This is a genomic window from Acidipropionibacterium jensenii, from assembly GCF_005890135.1.
In the GTDB taxonomy this organism is placed as follows: Bacteria; Actinomycetota; Actinomycetes; order Propionibacteriales; family Propionibacteriaceae; genus Acidipropionibacterium; species Acidipropionibacterium jensenii.
In genome coordinates, this window is sequence record NZ_CP040635.1 from 1249003 (window position 1) to 1266122 (window position 17120).

The window sequence follows — 17120 nt, forward strand, 5'->3', positions numbered from 1 at the left end:
TCGGAAGGCCGGTGGTCATCGACGTCCTCCCGTCACCTGCTGGTCGGAGACGATCCGGCCGTCGGCCAGGGTGAGGATCCGCGAGCAGCACCGCGCGACGTTGATGTCGTGGGTCACCACCACCAGGGTGCGTCCCCGGCCGGTCACCGAGTGCAGCAGGGCGGTCATCACGTCGACCGAGGTGGCGCTGTCCAGGGCGCCGGTGGGCTCGTCGGCGAAGACCAGGGCCGGGTCGATGGCCTGGGCGCGGGCGATCGCCACCCGCTGGGCCTGGCCTCCCGACAGCTGTCCGATCCGACGTTCCCCCAGACCCGGCAGGCCCAACGCCACCAGCCATTCCTCGGCCTGCCTCTCGGCGGCCGCCCGCGGGACGCCGTTGAGCATCAGCGGGAGGGCGACGTTCTCCACCGCGGTCAACTCGGGGACGAGCATCCCCTGCTGGAAGACGAATCCGAGGTGCTCCCGGCGCAGCCGGGCCCGCCCGGCGGCATCGAGGGTCTCGAGGCGGATCTGCCCGCTCGGCAGCTGCAGCCCGATCGCACCGGAGGTGACCGGCAGGATCCCCGACAGGCAGTGCAGCAGGGTGGTCTTGCCCGATCCGGAGGGGCCCATGATCGCCACCGAGGACCCGGCGGCGATCGTCAGGCTGACCCCCACCAGGGCGTGGGTGGGTCCGTAGGACTTCACCAGCCGGTCGGCGACAATCAGCGGCGGCGCCCCGGTCGCCACTGGGCTGGTCGTCACCGGGCCGGTCGCCACAGGGCTGTTCAGGAATGGGCGGGGGCGGTCAATGGTCTGCGGTTGCGGATTGCTCGACATGACCCACAGCCTGCTCGGAGCCAATGTCGTCGCGAATCATTCCCCGGGACTGTTCTGCCGTCATCCGACGGAATGACTGCCGAACCGGAGTCGTAATGTGGGGGACATGACGACCGCTGACCGTTCGCTTCCATCAGATCTTCCCTCCCAGTTGTTCATTGGTGGTGAATGGGTCGATGCCGATGGTGGCCGCACCTTCGACGTCATCGATCCCGCCACCGAGGAGGTCCTCACCTCCATCGCCGACGCCGGCCCCCTCCAGGGCATCGACGCCCTGGATGCCGCCGTTGCCGCTCAGGACGCCTGGGCGGCCACCGCCCCTCGGGAGCGAGGCGAGATCCTGCGCCGCGGCTGGGAGCTCATCACCGAGCGCCGCGACGACTTCGCCCGCCTGATGACCCTCGAGATGGGCAAGCCGCTGGCCGATGCCTACGGCGAGGTCACCTATGGCGCCGAGTTCCTCCGCTGGTTCTCCGAGGAGGCCGTGCGCATCCGCGGCGACTACGGCATTCTGCCCGAGGGCAAGGTCCGCCAGCTGGTGACCAAGCGTCCGGTGGGCCCCTGCCTGTTCATCACCCCGTGGAACTTCCCGCTGGCGATGTCCACCCGCAAGGCCGGCCCGGCCCTGGCCGCCGGCTGCACCGTCATCATCCGGCCCGCCTCGGCCACCCCGCTGACCACCATGCTCTTCGCCAAGGTGATGCAGGACGCCGGTCTTCCCGCCGGAGTGCTCAACATCATTACCGGCCGCAGCCACGACGTCACCGACAAGATCCTGGCGGATCCGCGACTGCGCAAGCTGTCCTTCACCGGCTCGACCCCGGTCGGCCAGGGGCTGCTCGCCAAGGCCTCCGAGCACGTGCTGCGCACCTCGATGGAGCTGGGCGGCAATGCCCCCTTCATCGTCTTCGACGACGCCGACGTCGACGCCGCCGTGGAGGGCGCCAAGGGCGCCAAGATGCGCAACATGGGCGAGGCCTGCATCGCCGCGAACCGGTTCATCCTCCACGAGTCGGTGGCCGAGGAGTTCACCGAGAAGTTCACCAAGTACATGTCCGGCCTGACGGTCGGCGACGGGATGGCCGAGGGCAGCGAGGTCGGACCGCTCATCACCGATCACGACCGGGCCAAGGTGCACGGTCTGGTCGAGTCGGCCAAGGCCTCCGGCGGCACCGTGCTGACCGGTGGCGAGATGCCTTCCGGGAAGGGCTACTTCTACCCGCCGACGGTGATCTCGGGGGTGGCCCCCGACGCCGAGGTGATGACCACCGAGATCTTCGGGCCGGTCGCCCCGATCACCACCTTCTCCACCGAGGAGGAGGCCCTGGCGATCGCCAACTCGGTTCCGGTCGGTCTGGCCGGGTACGTCTACACCCGCGACGTCGACCGCATCCAGCGGATGGCCGCCAAGCTCGAGACCGGCATGATCGGCGCCAATATCGGCGTCTTCTCCAATGCTGCGGCGCCTTTCGGCGGCGTCAAGGAGTCCGGTCTGGGACGCGAGGGGTCCTACCAGGGCATCGAGGAGTTCCTGGAGACCATCTACGTGGCCCTTCCCGACCCGTCCTGATCCGCCCCTTCTGATCCGAGGAGTCCCCGTCGGGGGCCCGTTCAGCTCGCCTGGACGTGGCCCTCGACCCAGGACCTCAGGTCGCCCAGCGGGCCGGCCGCAGATCCGCAGCCGGACCCCCGGCGCGCTGACGCCGGGGCCCGGACATGGCAGGATGACCGCCAGACAGACAGGAGGGGTCCATGCCCAAGAAGAAGAAGGTCGGCATTCTTACCGCTGGTGGTGACTGCCCGGGCCTCAACGCTGCCATCCGCGGCTTCGGGAAGGCCGCCATCCGCGAGTTCGACATGGAGCTCGTCGGCTTCCTGGACGGCGTCCGCGGGCTGGCCGAGAATCGCTACATGAAGCTGGACGGCCGGGCCCTGTCGGGGATCCTCACGATCGGCGGGACGATCCTGGGCACCAGCCGCGACAAGGTCAACCGGATGCTGGTCGACGGCGAGACCCGCGACATGATCCCCACCATCGTGGAGAACTACGAGAAGCTCGGCCTGGACGCCCTGGTCACCCTCGGCGGTGGCGGCACCGCCCGCAACGCCAACAAGCTGTCCAAGGCGGGGCTCAACCTCGTCCATCTGCCGAAGACCATCGACAACGATATCGTCGGCACCGACGACTCCTTCGGGTTCTCGACCGCCCTGGAGATCGCCACCGAGGCCATCGACCGGCTGCACTCCACCGCCCACTCCCACCACCGGATCATCCTCGCCGAGATCATGGGTCACCGGGCCGGATGGCTGGCGCTGGGATCGGGGATCGCCGGCGGTGCCGACGTCATCCTGCTGCCCGAGCTGCCCTACCACATCGACTCGATCGTCAACGCGGTCGAGGCCCGCCGCAGGCAGGGGCTGAGCTTCTCGGTGATCGCGGTCGCCGAGGGGGCTCGTGACGAGACCGATGCCCTCGCCCTGTCCGGCGCCCAGGCTCTGGTCGACGAGACCAGGAACCCCTCCACCAGGGAGACGGCCAAGAAGGCCAAGCGGGACCTCGAGCGCTCGATGCGCGACAACACCTTCAAACTGGCCAGCCAGCTGGAGGCCGCCACCGGACTGGACTCCCGGGTCACCATTCTGGGATATGTCCAGAGGGGCGGGACGCCGTGTGCCCAGGACCGGCTGCTGGCCACCCGGCTGGGGACCAAGGGGGCCCAGGTGGTCCAGGACGGCGAGTTCGGGATCATGGTCGCCGCGAAGGGCACCGGCACCGGCACCGTCCCCCTCAAGGAGGTCGGCGGCAAGGTGAAGTACGTGCCGCTGGACCACCCCTGGGTGGAAGCCGCCCGTGAGGTCGGGACGAACCTCGGCGACGGCTGATCCGTCCGGGCTCAGCGTCCTCCGGGGGTTCTCGAGGCCCCGGAGCTGAGGGTCGGGTCCAGATCGATGAAACAGGTCGCCCCCGGGTGCGCCTCCAGCGTCACCGGGTGGCCGACCGCCCCCTCCACCACTCCGCGGTGCAAGGGGCAGACCACCTCGGGGTGATCGGTCGCCAGATCGATGAAGGGGCAGTGCCCCAGCGCGATCCGATCGTCGTGGTCCGGATCGGGTGAGGGCGCGAACCCCACCTCGGCCAGCAGTGCCACGACGTCCTGTCCGGTGAAGTGGCGTCCCCACTCGGCGCCCGCCCGGGCCGCCCGCTCGGGGCCGTCCGACTGCCGGGCCAGGCTGGCCACGAGGACCTCGGCGAGCATCTGGTAGGACCTCGGGCCCTCGATCGGATCGGGCTCCAGGGTGAACATGGTGCGCGGCCGCCCTCTGGTGGCCCGTCTCTCGCGGCTCACCCGGACCCTGCCCTGGTTGACCAGACGGTCCAGGTGGAAGCGGGCGGTGGAGGGGTGGAGGCCCAGATCCGCCCCGACCTCACTGGCCGAGGCGGTTCCGCCGCGGCGTCTCAGCGCCTCGGTGACCCGCCCGGCGGGGGAGTCGGCTCCCGGATCGGTGAGGCTGGTCATGCCGTCACCTCGATGAGTCCCCGGGCCCCTCGCTCCATCTCCACGAAGGAGTGGTTGACGAAGGTGTACTTCCCGGGCTCGTGGAAGGTCATCTCGACGAATCCTCCCTGGGCGGAGGACAGGTCGAGGGCTTGGGCGCCGCCTCCCTCGGGGTTGTCGGGGCGCAGCAGGTAGGCGCCCTCCTTGAACACGGTGTCGAACTGGGTGCCGACCACGTGGAAGGAGATGCCGCGGCTGGGTCCGGCCGCCAGCACCCAGATCCTCACCCGCTCCCCGACCTTCGCCGTCAGCGGGGCGAAGACGTACTGGTTGGCGTGGCCGTTGAACATCGTGAGGTCGGGGGTCTCGGCGGCGATCTTGTCGGCATTGACCTCGGCCCCGTTGCGGGCGTCGAGGTAGCTCTCCGACTGGACGAGGACGTACTCGCGGTCCGCCGATGCCAGGTCCCGCGGGGGCACGATGACCGCCCCGAACATCCCGGCGGCGATGTGGGAGCTCATCGGCATCGTCGAGCAGTGGTAGAGCCAGACTCCCGCCCTCGGCAGGGTGAACCGGTAGTCCAGCGAGGCTCCCGGCGCGATGGTGCGCATGTTCGGGGTGGGGGAGACGATCCCGGCGTGGAAGTCGATGGAGTGGCCCATCGTGCCCCGGTTGACCAGGTGGACGTTCATGGTGTCGCCGATCCGGGCGTGGATCACCGGCCCCATCACCCGGCCGTTGTAGGTCATCGCGTGGATCGTGGTGGCCGGTGCCACCTCCTGGACCGACTCGGTGACGGTCAGCGTCATCGGGTGGGTGCGCCCGGGCAGCAGGCTCGGAAGCCGGGCGTCACGGGTGGTGAAGCCGCGCCCCGGCGCCTGGCTGAGGTCGACCTTGCGGCGTCCGGTGCCGACCGCCGGGGACTCGGATCCCTGGCCGACCGAGGCCCCGTTGACCCTCACCTCCAGCTCCATCCCCATCGAGCGGTGGCCGACGATGGTGCACCACCCCGGGGTGGCAGCGGTGATCACGCCGGCGTCCACGGTGGCCTTCTGGCCGGGGGAGAGCCGGGGGGAGTGCGCCCCTCCGGCCAGGTAGAGGTCGTGCACCTGGTCGGGATCGGCGTTGGTCAGCGAGATCACCAGGCGGTTGCCGGCCGGCACGTCGACCGTGGCGGGGTGGTAGTGCATGTCCTTCATCGTCACCGACACGGTCGTGGTGCGACCGGTGGGGGCGACCGCGGCGGCGCCCGACAGGCCCGGGCCCGACAGACTGGGCGTGCCGTCTAGCCGCCGGCCCACGGCCACCGCACCCAGGGCGGCGCCCAGGCCGACCATTCCCTCGACGAAGGATCGGCGGCCGGCCGGGGCGGTTGCCGCGGGGATGGTGGGTCTTGAGGTGGACGTTTCACTCGCGGAACTGGCCTTCTCGTCCTCGCGGGGCTCCGAGGGGTGATGTGGCGAGTGATCTGTCGACCCTTCACCCGCCGAACCCGCCACCGGGTGCACCGAACCCGCCGCTCCCGCCCTCTTGGCGCGCAGCAGGGTGACTCCTGTCCTGACCATCGCCAGCATCGCCGGCAGGAACCCCGCCATCGCGAGGACGGCCAGGCCCAGTCCGATCCGGGAGGTCCATGTCCCGATGGACAGCGCCCAGACCACCAGCCCCGCGTTGGCGGCGGTGGCGCGCAGCGCTCCCAGGGTGTGCATCTTCGCGTTGGTGGCTCTCACGATGGAGGGCCCGCCGCCCATCACCATCGGCATCAGGTAGCTCATCGCCCCGATCAGCAGCTGCAGCATGAACCCCAGCACGACCGGCACGGTGAGTGCGGTGATGTCCTCCTGGAGGAGGTGGTCGCGCCGGGTCAGCAGGGTCCACGCCAGCCAGCACAGCCACACCGCCAGCCAGCAGATAGCCGCCGCCATCGAGTAGCCGGGGAAGTCGCGCGGCGGTTTGCGGGAGGCGCAGCGGACCATGTCGACGCCGACGATGATGACGGCGACCAGTTCGATCAGCACCCCGGCGGCGGTCAGCCACCACCATCCGCCCAGGGATCCGGTGGCCACCGCCAGGACGGCGGCGATCATGATGACCAGGGCGATCCGGCCGTGCCGGTCCTGCCGGGGGGCCATCGGGGTGCGGAGCACCGTGGGCCACAGGGTCACCAGGGTGCCCACCGCCGTCATCGCGACGAAGCCGAGGATGTTGACCCCCTGGTGGGCCAGCAGGAGTCGGGTCCGCCAGGGTTCGGCGGGGGAGAAGGCCATGATGGCCCCGAAGACGGCACCGACCGGGAGCAGACATGCCGCCGTCGAGTAGAACCGGACGGTCGCGTCGAACCGTCCCGGCAGTGCCCGGCGCACCTGCAGACCCAGGTCGATCGCGTACCAGCACATCGCCAGCCCGACCACGGTGGCGCCGGCCACCACGACCCACGGCCAGGCACCCACCATGCCTACGCAGCAGGCCAGCACGCCGACATTGAGTGCGTTGATGCGGATCACCTGGCGACGCCGGTCGGGTTCGCCGAGTCGTTCGTGGAGGATCGACTCGGTGAAGTACTGGCCCCACACCAGGATCGAGGTGGTGGCCACCCCGAGGGTCACCATGTGCACCAGCAGCCAGCGGGACTGCGGGATCCAGTGTCCGGCGATGAGCACCACCACCAGACCCATCAGCCACAGCGAGACCGGCCGGGAGGCCTTGCGGTGCCAGGCGCTCCTGCCGGTCCGGGGCGGCCGTGCGCCGGAGGTGCCGCCGGGGGCGCTCCCCGGTGCGTCGGCGGGACGGGGGCTGATCTCAGGCATGGGACCTCCTGGAACGGACATGGGTGACGACGACCGCGATGAGGCTGAGCAGCGCGATGACATTGAGCGAGCCGCCGAGCTGGACGGCGAGCGGGCGGTCCAGGCCGTCGCCGACGCCCAGACGCAGGATGAGGGAGACCTCCAGCAGGACCGCGGGCAGCCAGAACCATCCCGACCAGTCGAGCCGGACGCGCAGCACCGCGGGAAGGATGATCGGGGCGTGGCCGAGGATCATGCCCAGCACGAAGCCGAGGAAGACGGCGTGGACGGCTGCATCGTAGCCGGGTCCGGACTCCAGCGGGCCGGCCACCAGCCAGATGATCCCGGCGACCGCCAGCCACAGGTAGCCGATCATCAGCATTCCGCCGATGAAGGCCGCCTGGCCGCCGCGGCGGATCCCCGCCCGGGCGACGTCGTTGCGGACCAGCCACACCGCCATCACCACCAGGACCGCGCCGAACAGCGGCCAGCCGAGGGCGGGGGAGGCCACCTGGACGAGGAGGGCGGCGAGCAGGGCCAGCGCGCAGCCCGGCAGGAACCGGTTGCGCATCATGGTGAGCCGGGACAGCTCGAGTCGCTCCCCGAGGATGGTGAGCACCAGATAGCAGGACAGCCAGCCGATCGTCGAGGCGACGGTGGCTCCGCTCAGCGGCAGCAGGGCCGCCCCGCAGGCGCACAGCGCGCCGGCCGCCTGGATGACGGTGGCGTCGTCGCGACTGCGTCTCCACAGCGGTAGGTAGAGGGCGAGCAGGCCGATCTGGGCGGCCGCCAGGAAGCTCAGTCCGAAGGGCACCGGCGCCGGGCTGGCGAGCAGCACCGCCCCCAGGCCCGAGGACAGCGGGACGAGGTATCCGGCCCGGTGGTTCAGCGCGACGGCCCGTTCCAGGCAGATGACGGTGCCGATGAATCCCAGCGTCATGAAGGGGCCGTGCCACAGCGCCAGCCGTGACGAGAGCACCGGGGACCACACCCCCAGCAGGATGAGGGCGCCGTCCAGCCCGCACAGGAGGCCGATTCCGGCGCCGACCATGAGCCATGCCGCGATGGCGGCTGAGGGTGGACACCGGTTCTCCTTTTCGCTGACCGACTCGTCACAAAATATCACCGCCGACAAGCGCCGACGCCCCGGGATCGACACGCCGGACCCGGGCCGGTCCGGTGGGCACGGAATAGTCGGCGGCGACCCTGTGTTGCAACTGGGTGAGAACGACAACAGGTCAGGGCGGCCGCGCCGAGCAGGTGCAGGTCGTCAGGACCTCCACAGATGTCCAAGACAAGGAGATCGTCAATGACTCAGCAGAGCATCACTGTCCCGCAGCCCGCCGGTGACACCCAGACCCATCTGGAGAACGCAGAGCACGGCTTCGTGGCCTCGAAGGACCTGAGCGACAACCTGCAGAAGGTTCTCGTCGACATGATTGCCCTGAGCCTGGTTGGCAAGCAGGCTCACTGGAATGTCGTGGGGTCGAGCTTCCGCAGCCTGCACCTCAACCTGGATGACGTCGTCGCCATCGCCCGCGACGCCTCCGACGAGGTCGCCGAGCGGATGCGCGCCCTGCACGCCACCCCGGACGGCCGTCCCTCCGTCGTCGCCGCTCGCACCTCGATCGCCCAGTTCCCCCAGGGCGAGGTCGACAGCCACGACACCATCGACCTGGTCGTGGCCGCCGTCGAGTCTGTGACCGGCACGATGCGCGAGGTTCATGACGCCGTCGACAAGGCGGACCCGACCTCGGCCGACATCCTGCACGGCTACATCCAGAAGCTCGAGCAGCAGGCCTGGTTCATCAGCTCCGAGACCCGTTCGCCGAGGAACTGATCACCGCGCTGAGGCGCTGACAGATCGAAGGGGCGCCGCCGGACCTCAGGTCCGGCGGCGCCCCTTCGTCTGCTCCGGGATCGGCCCGGGATCAGGCCTGGTGCACCAGGTCGGCGTAGTCGGGGTGGCGCTGGATCCACTTCTCGACGTAGGGGCAGGTCGGCGTCACCGTCAGCCCGCCGCGCGCGCGGATGTCGTCGAGGCCGCGCCGGACCAGGGCCCCTGCGACCCCCTTCCCCTCGTACTGGGAGAAGACCTTGGTGTGGGGCAGGTCGACGACCTCCCCGTCCTGCTCGTAGACCAGGTATCCGGCGAGTTCGCCGTCGAGGTGCGCCTCGTAGCGGTGCTCAGCGGTGTTGTCGGTGATGGTGGGCTCGGCCATGGGTCCTCCTCGGTGATGACGGCTTGCTGTTGCTCCGCCTCCACGGTACGTCGCCTCGCCGGGGCCTCAGAGCAGCGTGACGGGAGTGCTGTGGCTCTGGCCGTCCCTGGTGTAGCTGACCTTGACGACGGCACCGGCCCTCTTGCGAACCGTCGCGATGACGAGGTCCTCGAAGGACCGGGCCTTCTGGCCGTCGAACTCGGTGATCACATCGCCGGCCTTGAGGCCGGCCCTGGCCGCCGCGCCGTTGGCCACCACCGCGTTGACGTAGAGGCCGCCGGAGCCCGCTGCGGAACTGACGTCGAGCGGGACGACCGAGATCCCGAACGATCCCGGGGTGAAGGAACCGGAGCTGAGAATCTCCTTGGACACCGCCATCGCGGTGTTGACCGGGATGGCGAATCCCAGTCCGACGCTTCCCCCTCCGGCCGCGCCCTCGGCGGTGGGCACGGTGGCGATCGCCGTGTTGACGCCGATGAGGCGCCCGTCGCAGTCCACCAGCGGCCCTCCCGAGTTACCGGGGTTGATCGAGGCATCGGTCTGGATGACATCGGACAGGAAGGCACTCAACTCCCCCGAGGCGTCCGGAAGGGGCATCTGACGTCCCAGAGCGCTGATGATGCCGCGGGTCACCGATCCCGACAGCCCGAGCGGGGCGCCCAGGGCGACGGTCGGCTGGCCGACATTGAGCTTCGAGGAGTCGGCCGTGTCGATCACGGTGTCCTTGTCGGGGGCGGTCCGGATCACCGCCAGATCCAGCCGCGGCACACGTCCGACGAGTGTGGCGGGGGACTGGACGCCGTTGGAGCGCAGCACCGTCATCTTCGCGCCCTTGGCGGCCTCGGCGATGACGTGATCGTTGGTGAGGATGTGGCCCTGGTCGTCGATGAACTCCCCGGTGCCGTTTCCGGACTGGCCGGAGGGGGAGGTGAGATGGATGGTGACGACGCTGGGAAGGACCTTCTTCGCGATCACCACCGCATTGCAGTCGTTCGTACCGGCCGCCGAGGTCGCAGCGGAGGACGAGGATGCGGACGGCCCCGCGGAGCGGTTCGCCAGAGCCGCCCACAGGGCCGCCCCTGAGGCGATCAGGGAGAGGACCAGCAGACCGGCCATCACGGCCAGGACGGCCGGGGTGACCTCGAACCTCCTGCCCGACGATGCAGGGGACTTCCTGCCATGAGCGTTCGCGCCGGTCATTGCTGCTCCTCTCCCGACCCGGTCAGGGACGGCGGTGGTGTCTCAGGCCTTCTTCTTGGAGAAGATCGCTCGGAAGGCGTTGAGGAGTCCGAGGACCACCAGCGAGATGCCGAGCAGCCACCACAGGAAGACGGCCCCCCACAGCGGGCTGGAGACCAGGGAGATTCCGGCCAGGATCGAGATGACCGCGAAGATGATGTTCCATGCGGAGGACTCGCCGGTGCTCAGCACGAACAGCGCGACAAAACCCTCCATCATCCACATGACGCCGATCATCACGGCAACGAAGAGGGCCAGGAAGACGGCCGTCCTGCTGAGCTGGCCGAAGGCGAAGCAGCCGGCGATGACGTAGAGCAGACCGAGCAGGCCGTGACCGATGCGGCCACCCGTTCCCAGGCTCTTGCCAACGACGGCACCGATGACATAGACGAGCCCGGCGAGGACGGCGTAGATGGCCATGACGACCGTGATCGCCTTCCACGCGTGACCCGGCCAGACAAGAATTGCAACACCTGAAAGGGCTGCCAACAATCCCGCGACAGCGATGAATCGCCGGGTGCCCTCGCCCAGACCGCTGGTATAAGTTTCTGACATTTGCGTATCCTTCACTGAACAGGGCGAATTGTCACCGACGGGTGGCTCGCCACATTGTATCCTAGGGGAACGTTCTCTGGTAGGAAAAATCTTACGTTTCCCGGGTGTCGGGAGAACATCTGCAGCTGAGTAATCGGTGAGAAAAACTCAGGAGTGCGTCCGGGGATCACCTCGGTCAGGACCGTGCCGTGAAGAGGTCGAAGTCCGACTCGGAGAGCTTCGCGTAGTCCAGCGACCAGGACAGGATCGCCTCGGTGAGTTTCTTCCCGTGACCTGCGAATCCGAGAATCTCCACTGCCTCGGGGGACTGGGCGTGGGCTCGGGCCAGTACCCGGCCGCAGGCGGTCCCGTACTGGTTGAAGGGTTCGTTCTTGAGGGTGTCCATGTCGATGTTGCCCTTCATGTCGTGGAACTGGCGCACGTAGTAGCCCCGGGAGCCCTGGTCGATGTAGCCCAGAAAGGGATCGGAGAGTCCCTGGAGGATGCGCTGCAGGCCGACGACGCGGGCGCCCTGCCCCCTGGAGGTCATCGTGTCCTGGAGTGCGGGCGGCTGGGCGATGCCGCCGTACTGCTCCAGCACGCTTCGGCCGGCCTCCTTCACCTGGAGGACCTGGTGGTGGCCGTCGCCGTCCTCGAACAGTGCCAGGAAGCACCGGGTCCCCACGCTGCCGACCCCCACCACCCGCCGTGCCACGTCGGCCAGCCTGTAGTGGAGCATCAGCAGGTGGATGTCCTCGCTGGCCGAGTCCTGGTACTGCCTCAGACCGTCGGCCACCGCGGCGGCCGCGGCGTCATCGATCGGGGTGAGCACCGGAGGCTGTTCGATGAATCGCCGGTGGCCGTCCTTCGCCACGGCCGTCAGCCGTCTCACGACGCGGGCGCTGGTGCGCTTCTCGGCATCCCCGATGGCGTCCTTGAGCACCTCGCGGGACTTCTTGCTCAGCTGGCTGACATGCTGCTCGGCGTCGAAGTGGGTGAAGTAGCGCTCGGTCGGGCTGGTGTGAACCGCGGCCCGCAGGGCGTCGAGATAGCTGGCGATGGTGTCGACCGCGGTCTGGCGCACCACTGCCTTCTTCCGCGACGTCGACCGGCCGGCGATGACGATGCTCGCCACCAGGCGCTTGAGATCCCACTCCCATGGTGCCCAGGCGGACTCGTCGAAGTCGTTGAGATCGAAGACCAGGCTGCGCTGGGGGGAGGCGTAGAAGCCGAAGTTGCTGACGTGGGCGTCTCCACAGGAGGCCACCAGGATGCCGCTGTGGGGAGTTCTGGCGAGATCGGAGGCCATCAGGGCCGCCGTGCCGCGGTAGAAGGTGAACGGGCTGACGCTCATCCGTTCGGTGCGCAGCGGCACCAGGGACTGCAGGCGATCCTCGTTCTGCTCGGAGAGGATGCCGATCGGGTCGCGATCGGTGGTGCTCAGCTGTGCGACGCCGTCCCAGGTGGTGCTCTCCCGTGCTTCCCGGCCCCGGTGGATCCGATCGTCGAAGGAGGGGGGAGGGGTGGGGGTGAATGCTGGTGACACAGCCTTGCTCATGGAAAAGATCATCCACCGGCGTTGTCGTCGCCACCAACCCACGCGCCGCAATCCCTCACAAATGGGGGCACCGGGTGGGGCATCATGGGAGTACACGGAATCGCGGGTCGAGTGCCGGCCGTGATTCACCATGTCGCAGAGAGCGAGCCGTCATGATCCGATTTGTCATTCGGGCAGCCATCTTTCTGGCCACAGCAGCGATCGGCCTGGTGGTCGCCGCGCTGTCCCTTCATGATCTCCGGGTGACAATCTCTGGTTTCCTCCTCGCCGTCATCGTGTTCGCCGTGGTGCAGAGCGTCCTCGCCCCGTTCATCTTCAAGATGGCGAACCGCTATGCGTCCTCCCTGCTGGGCGCCGCCGGCCTCATCTCCACCTACGTCGCCCTGCTGGTGGCGTCGTCGGTATCCCACGGTCTCACCATCCGCGGCTTCTCGACCTGGGTGTTCGGGACCCTGATCGTGTGGATCGTCACGATGTTCGGGGCGTGGCTGCTGCCGCTCATCTTCATCAAGAAGAAGGTGGCCGGCTGATCCTGGGCACCGGAGGGCCACCGCGAGGTGGCCCCGAGGGACTGCTTCAGTCGGTGGCCCTCCAGGCGGCTCGGATGTCGGGCACTCCCTCCACTGGTTCGGCCGGTCCCCAGGCCTCGTGGAAGGAGCCGTTGGCGTCGGGCTCCAGGCCGAGCAGCACCCGGTCCTCCGCGCCCACCAGCCCCTCGACCGCGAGCACCCGACGGGCCCAGGCCCACAGTTGCGGATAGTCGACCAGAGATGCGGATCCCCACCCCAGGTGGCCCCGGTAGCACAGGTCCCACCCGACGAGCGTCCCGAAAAGGGCCAGATCGGCTGTGCTGAGCTCGTTGCCGAGCAGGAACCGCTGCCCTCTCCCGGCCGCCGGGTGAAGTGCCAGGTCCAGCATCCCGAGGCGCGCGAAGAGTAGCCGTTCGACCGCATCGCGGACCGGCTGGTCGGTGGAGAAGATGGCCTGCTCCAGGCCGCCGATCACCTCCTCATCGATGAGCCGCTCGAGCCGGTCGATCTCGTCCCGGCGGGCGGCCGGGTAGAGCGGGCTACCTGCCGCGGCGGCCAGGCTGCGGGAGATCCACGCCCAGTCATCGCTGACCAGATTCCCTGAGGCATCCACCAGCTGGGGCGAGCTCGCGCTCCCGGGCCCGGTGAGCTCGACGCTCACCCAGTCCGGCGCGGCGAACCGAGCCCCCAGCACCGCGCCCCAGCTGCGCGGGGAATCGGTGGGTGCCATCAGGTGCAGCGGGGTATCGGGCAGCTCGGCCGGTCCGGGCAGTGAGGGCGCCTCGGCGATGAAGCGGCCGGCGTCGTCCACCTCTCCGGCCGGGCGGTGCGAGGCGAGGTCGGCGGTGGCGGTGTGCGCCGACCCGGCGTGTGCAGTCTCAGTACTCACAGACCCTCCCGAGGTCTCGAGGCGGTATTCAGAAGCGGCGCTACTCTGCGCGGGATCGGTGATGCGGTATGAGAAGCTGCGCAGTCGCTGGTGGCCATCGACCAGCGCGGTCTCCCAGTCGATGCGCCGCACGAACCCGTACTCCAGGTACATTCTGTGCGCCCAGGTCATCTGGGGTCCGGAATGGATGTCGACCCGGCGCAGCCCCAGCGCCCGAGCCACCGCAACGGCATGGTCGGTGAGCACCCGGCCCAGTCCGAGCCCCCGTGCTCGTGGCCCGACACCGAGAATGTTGAAGGTGAAGGTGTCGGAGTCGAGGAATCGTGGCATCGGGGTGAGCACCGCGGCCAGAACTCCTCGGTCATCGGTGATCACCCAGACATTCGAGGTCCGCGCCCGCTCCGTGATGGCGTGCAGGGAGGCCACATACTCGGGGGTCGAGGTGCAGCCGGTGGTGAAGGCCGACTCCAGGACGTCGCCCACCTCGGGGTACTCCTCGGGCAGCGCATGGCGCAGCGCCAACTCCCGCCCGTGCACCTGGAGCTCGCGGAACCAGAGAGTCGAGGGAATCGGCGACAGCGAGGCGATCACCTCGGGAGGCAGGTCGGACGCGTCGAGGGGTCGCCGGACGTCGGGTGCATCCCCCGGGTTGGTCGGCACTGTTCCGGTGGCAGTCACGGGATCCTCACTTCAGGGTCGTGATGGTGGCATGGTCCAGAGCCCAGTCGCTGAGCTCCTCGCCGATCCCGGGCAGGTCCGGGACGGTGAACCAGCCGTCCACCGGCTGGTAGTCGTGCACCCCGAGGCGACGGACGGCGTCCAACCCGTTGGTGGTGTGGGTCTCGTGGATGACGAAGTTGGGGATGGCCGCCTCGAACTGCAGGGCCGCGGCCACCGACAGCGGGCTGTTGCAGGCGTGGGACTGGACGCCGACCCCCCAGATGTGAGCCAGATCGGCGATCCGACGGGCCTCGGTGATCCCTCCGCAGTTGCCGACATCGGGTTGGACGACGGCCACCGAACGGTTCTCCAGATACGGCAGGTATGAGTACCGGGTGTAGACCCGCTCGCCGGTGGCCAGCGGGATGGAGGTCGCCTCGCTGATCCGCTTGAACTGGTCGGGATTGAGGTTGGTGACCGGCTCCTCGTAGTACATGATCCGGAACGGCTCGGCGATCCGGGCCAGCTCGATCGCCCCGTTGACCTCGGTGGCCGCATGGTTCTCCAGGATGATCTCGGCATCCTGGCCGAAGATCTCGCGAGCCAGGGTCAGCTTGGCCTCGGCGTCCCGCAGCACCGCGTGGGAGATGTGCTGGCCGTGCTGGAAGGTGTCGAAGCGGGTGCCCTCGGGGCCGACCAGCAGATCGACCTTGATGGCGTCATACCCCTCCTGCCGGGCCGCCTGGTAGGCCTCCCTGAACCATCCCAGGTCGCGCGGGGAGCGCAGGAACTCGGGGCGCTTCCAGCCGCCCTGGAGCTGGGAGGCGTAGCTCCACAGCCGGTCGCGGTACTTGCCGCCGAGCAGCTCGTGGACCGGGGCGTTGTAGAACTTGCCCTTGATGTCCCACAGCGCGGTGTCGATGGCGCTGTAGGCGCCCATGATCACCCCGCCATTGCCCTGCCCCCAGAAGGTCTTGCGCAGCAGGGTCTCCCACAGCCGGTCGTGGTGCAGCGGGTTCTGACCGATGAGCAATGGGGCCACCTGCTCGACGACCTTCGCCGAGGCCGCCGAGAAGCCGAGGATGGCGACCCCGACCTCCCCGGTTCCGCTGATCCCCTCGTCGGTGTGGATCCGGGTGAAGACCGGGATCTGGGCATTCTCTGGGATGCGCTCGACCTGGATGAGGTCGATGGCTGTGATCTTCACAATGGTCCTGTTCGGGCGGGGTGATGGGCGGGTGGGGAAAGGAGGAAGAGGAGTTCAGTAGGCGAAGGACCACAGGGTCTGGGTGCCGGCACCGCCGGGTCCGGCCGCCGCCGGTGTGCCCGACAGCTGCTCTCGACCTGATGGACGTCGCCAGGCCGCGATCCGATCGGGGTCGTCGACAGCCAGCACCGGTTCCCCGAAGCCGCCGAGGTAGGAGCCGTCGGGGCGGGGGGTGATCCCCAGGGCCTCGGTGTCTCGGGCGTCGATGAAGCCGGGGGTGGTGAACAGGTCGCGCAGGTAGGCCCACAGGTTCGGCAGCTCGCGGACCCGCAGGGCCGTCGAGCGCAGCGCCTCCGGGTATCCGGTGACATAGGTCTGGTCGAAGCTGGCCAGGGTGACGAAGAGCCGGACGTCGGAGTCGGTGAGCCGCTCCCCGAACAGGTAGCGGCGGGTCGCCAGCCGGTGGTCGTAGTCGCGCAGCCTGGCCTCGAAGACCGCCCTGGCGACCTGGCCGGCCTCCACCGAGGTCGCGAAGAGGACCTTGTAGGGGCCGTTGTTGACGTCGTCGAAGAGCTGCTGGTTGAGCAGATCGATCTGGCGGCGGAGATCCTCGGGATAGAGGTCGGGGGCCCCGGCGGCATGGAAGGGCTGCCACGCCGTCTCCAGCTCGAGGCTGAGGGTGTGGTAGTCGTTGGCGACCACCGTGCCGGTGGTGACGTCGACCAGGGCCGGGACGGTGCACCGCCCGGTGTAGTCGGGGTCGGCCGCCAGATAGGCCTGGTTGAGGCTGGAGATCCCCAGCACGTCATCGACCCCGCCGGGCTGGTCGGCGAAGACCCAGCCGCCGTCCTCGCCCCGACCGGAGACATAGCTGATCGAGATGGCGTCCTCCAGCCCGAGCAGTCGCCGCACGATGATCTGGCGACGGGACCAGCCGCACTCCGCCGAGATGACCAGCCGGTACCGGCCGGCCTCCACCGGCAGCTCACCGGTGGAGAACCGGGCGGTGAACCGGTTGGGCTGGCGCTCGAAGGCGCCGTCCCCGGTCTGCTCGCGCGACGTGTTGGAGAAGTTGACCGCACCACGCGGGCGGGTGTTGGTGAAGGCCGTGGCCGGAAGTCTCGGGTCGGCGCCGGCCTGTTCGGCGGCGTGCAGATCGTTGAGGGTCGGGGTGGCCAT

The 17120-nt window shown here is 69.0% G+C and carries 15 protein-coding genes; 4 read left to right on the plus strand and 11 right to left on the minus strand.

The window, feature by feature from the left end:
* Positions 1-15: 15 nt before the first annotated feature.
* On the minus strand, positions 16-819 hold the full coding sequence (locus tag FEZ32_RS05440) for an ABC transporter ATP-binding protein (protein ID WP_138680136.1): 804 nt from the start codon (positions 817-819) through the stop codon (positions 16-18).
* Positions 820-925: 106 nt separating this feature from the next.
* Here FEZ32_RS05440 and FEZ32_RS05445 point away from each other — a divergent pair, with 106 nt between their 5' ends.
* Both FEZ32_RS05445 and FEZ32_RS05450 read left to right on the plus strand, forming a co-directional pair.
* Positions 926-2389, plus strand: coding sequence for an NAD-dependent succinate-semialdehyde dehydrogenase (locus tag FEZ32_RS05445; RefSeq protein ID WP_138680137.1), 1464 nt, complete (start codon positions 926-928; stop codon positions 2387-2389).
* Between the two features lie 182 nt (positions 2390-2571).
* Positions 2572-3702 (plus strand): 6-phosphofructokinase, encoded by a 1131-nt coding sequence (locus FEZ32_RS05450; RefSeq protein WP_138680138.1) that lies wholly within the window; start codon positions 2572-2574, stop codon positions 3700-3702.
* A gap of 11 nt (positions 3703-3713) precedes the next feature.
* Here FEZ32_RS05450 and FEZ32_RS05455 read toward each other — a convergent pair whose 3' ends face one another.
* The 3 genes from FEZ32_RS05455 to FEZ32_RS05465 are packed head-to-tail and all read right to left on the minus strand — an operon-like array spanning position 3714 to position 8153.
* A complete protein-coding gene (locus tag FEZ32_RS05455; RefSeq protein WP_051238013.1) occupies positions 3714-4337 on the minus strand; it encodes a helix-turn-helix transcriptional regulator in 624 nt (207 codons plus the stop codon).
* Positions 4334-7123 carry a multicopper oxidase domain-containing protein gene (locus FEZ32_RS05460; protein WP_138680139.1) on the minus strand — a complete coding sequence of 930 codons (2790 nt, stop codon included), beginning with the start codon at positions 7121-7123 and terminating at the stop codon, positions 4334-4336. The genes FEZ32_RS05455 and FEZ32_RS05460 overlap by 4 nt, the downstream gene beginning before the upstream one ends.
* Positions 7116-8153 carry a hypothetical protein gene (locus FEZ32_RS05465; RefSeq protein WP_138680140.1) on the minus strand — a complete coding sequence of 346 codons (1038 nt, stop codon included), beginning with the start codon at positions 8151-8153 and terminating at the stop codon, positions 7116-7118. The genes FEZ32_RS05460 and FEZ32_RS05465 overlap by 8 nt, the downstream gene beginning before the upstream one ends.
* A 258-nt stretch (positions 8154-8411) precedes the next feature.
* Between FEZ32_RS05465 and FEZ32_RS05470 the strand changes: the two genes are divergently transcribed.
* Positions 8412-8942, plus strand: a complete 531-nt coding sequence (locus tag FEZ32_RS05470) for a Dps family protein (protein ID WP_138680141.1) — start codon at positions 8412-8414, stop codon at positions 8940-8942.
* A 91-nt stretch (positions 8943-9033) separates the two neighbouring features.
* Here the strand turns inward: FEZ32_RS05470 and FEZ32_RS05475 are convergent, their stop codons facing one another.
* The 4 genes from FEZ32_RS05475 to FEZ32_RS05490 all read right to left on the minus strand — a co-directional run bounded on the left by FEZ32_RS05475 (position 9034) and on the right by FEZ32_RS05490 (position 12655).
* Positions 9034-9324 (minus strand): GNAT family N-acetyltransferase, encoded by a 291-nt coding sequence (locus FEZ32_RS05475; RefSeq protein ID WP_138680142.1) that lies wholly within the window; start codon positions 9322-9324, stop codon positions 9034-9036.
* A gap of 66 nt (positions 9325-9390) precedes the next feature.
* A complete protein-coding gene (locus FEZ32_RS05480; protein ID WP_138680143.1) occupies positions 9391-10524 on the minus strand; it encodes a S1C family serine protease in 1134 nt (377 codons plus the stop codon).
* Positions 10525-10566: 42 nt separating this feature from the next.
* Positions 10567-11118 carry an HdeD family acid-resistance protein gene (locus FEZ32_RS05485; protein ID WP_028702042.1) on the minus strand — a complete coding sequence of 184 codons (552 nt, stop codon included), beginning with the start codon at positions 11116-11118 and terminating at the stop codon, positions 10567-10569.
* A gap of 175 nt (positions 11119-11293) precedes the next feature.
* A complete protein-coding gene (locus tag FEZ32_RS05490; RefSeq protein ID WP_138680144.1) occupies positions 11294-12655 on the minus strand; it encodes a DUF2252 domain-containing protein in 1362 nt (453 codons plus the stop codon).
* A gap of 242 nt (positions 12656-12897) precedes the next feature.
* Here FEZ32_RS05490 and FEZ32_RS05495 point away from each other — a divergent pair, with 242 nt between their 5' ends.
* Positions 12898-13185 (plus strand): phage holin family protein, encoded by a 288-nt coding sequence (locus FEZ32_RS05495; protein ID WP_232020902.1) that lies wholly within the window; start codon positions 12898-12900, stop codon positions 13183-13185.
* Between the two features lie 46 nt (positions 13186-13231).
* Here the strand turns inward: FEZ32_RS05495 and FEZ32_RS05500 are convergent, their stop codons facing one another.
* Genes FEZ32_RS05500 through FEZ32_RS05510 form a run of 3 tightly spaced genes read right to left on the minus strand, consistent with a single transcriptional unit; the run spans position 13232 to position 17120 of the window.
* Positions 13232-14752 carry a GNAT family N-acetyltransferase gene (locus FEZ32_RS05500; RefSeq protein WP_138680146.1) on the minus strand — a complete coding sequence of 507 codons (1521 nt, stop codon included), beginning with the start codon at positions 14750-14752 and terminating at the stop codon, positions 13232-13234.
* Positions 14753-14759: 7 nt separating this feature from the next.
* Positions 14760-15941 (minus strand): mandelate racemase/muconate lactonizing enzyme family protein, encoded by a 1182-nt coding sequence (locus FEZ32_RS05505; protein ID WP_138680147.1) that lies wholly within the window; start codon positions 15939-15941, stop codon positions 14760-14762.
* Positions 15942-15995: 54 nt separating this feature from the next.
* A complete protein-coding gene (locus FEZ32_RS05510; RefSeq protein ID WP_138680148.1) occupies positions 15996-17120 on the minus strand; it encodes a glutathione S-transferase C-terminal domain-containing protein in 1125 nt (374 codons plus the stop codon).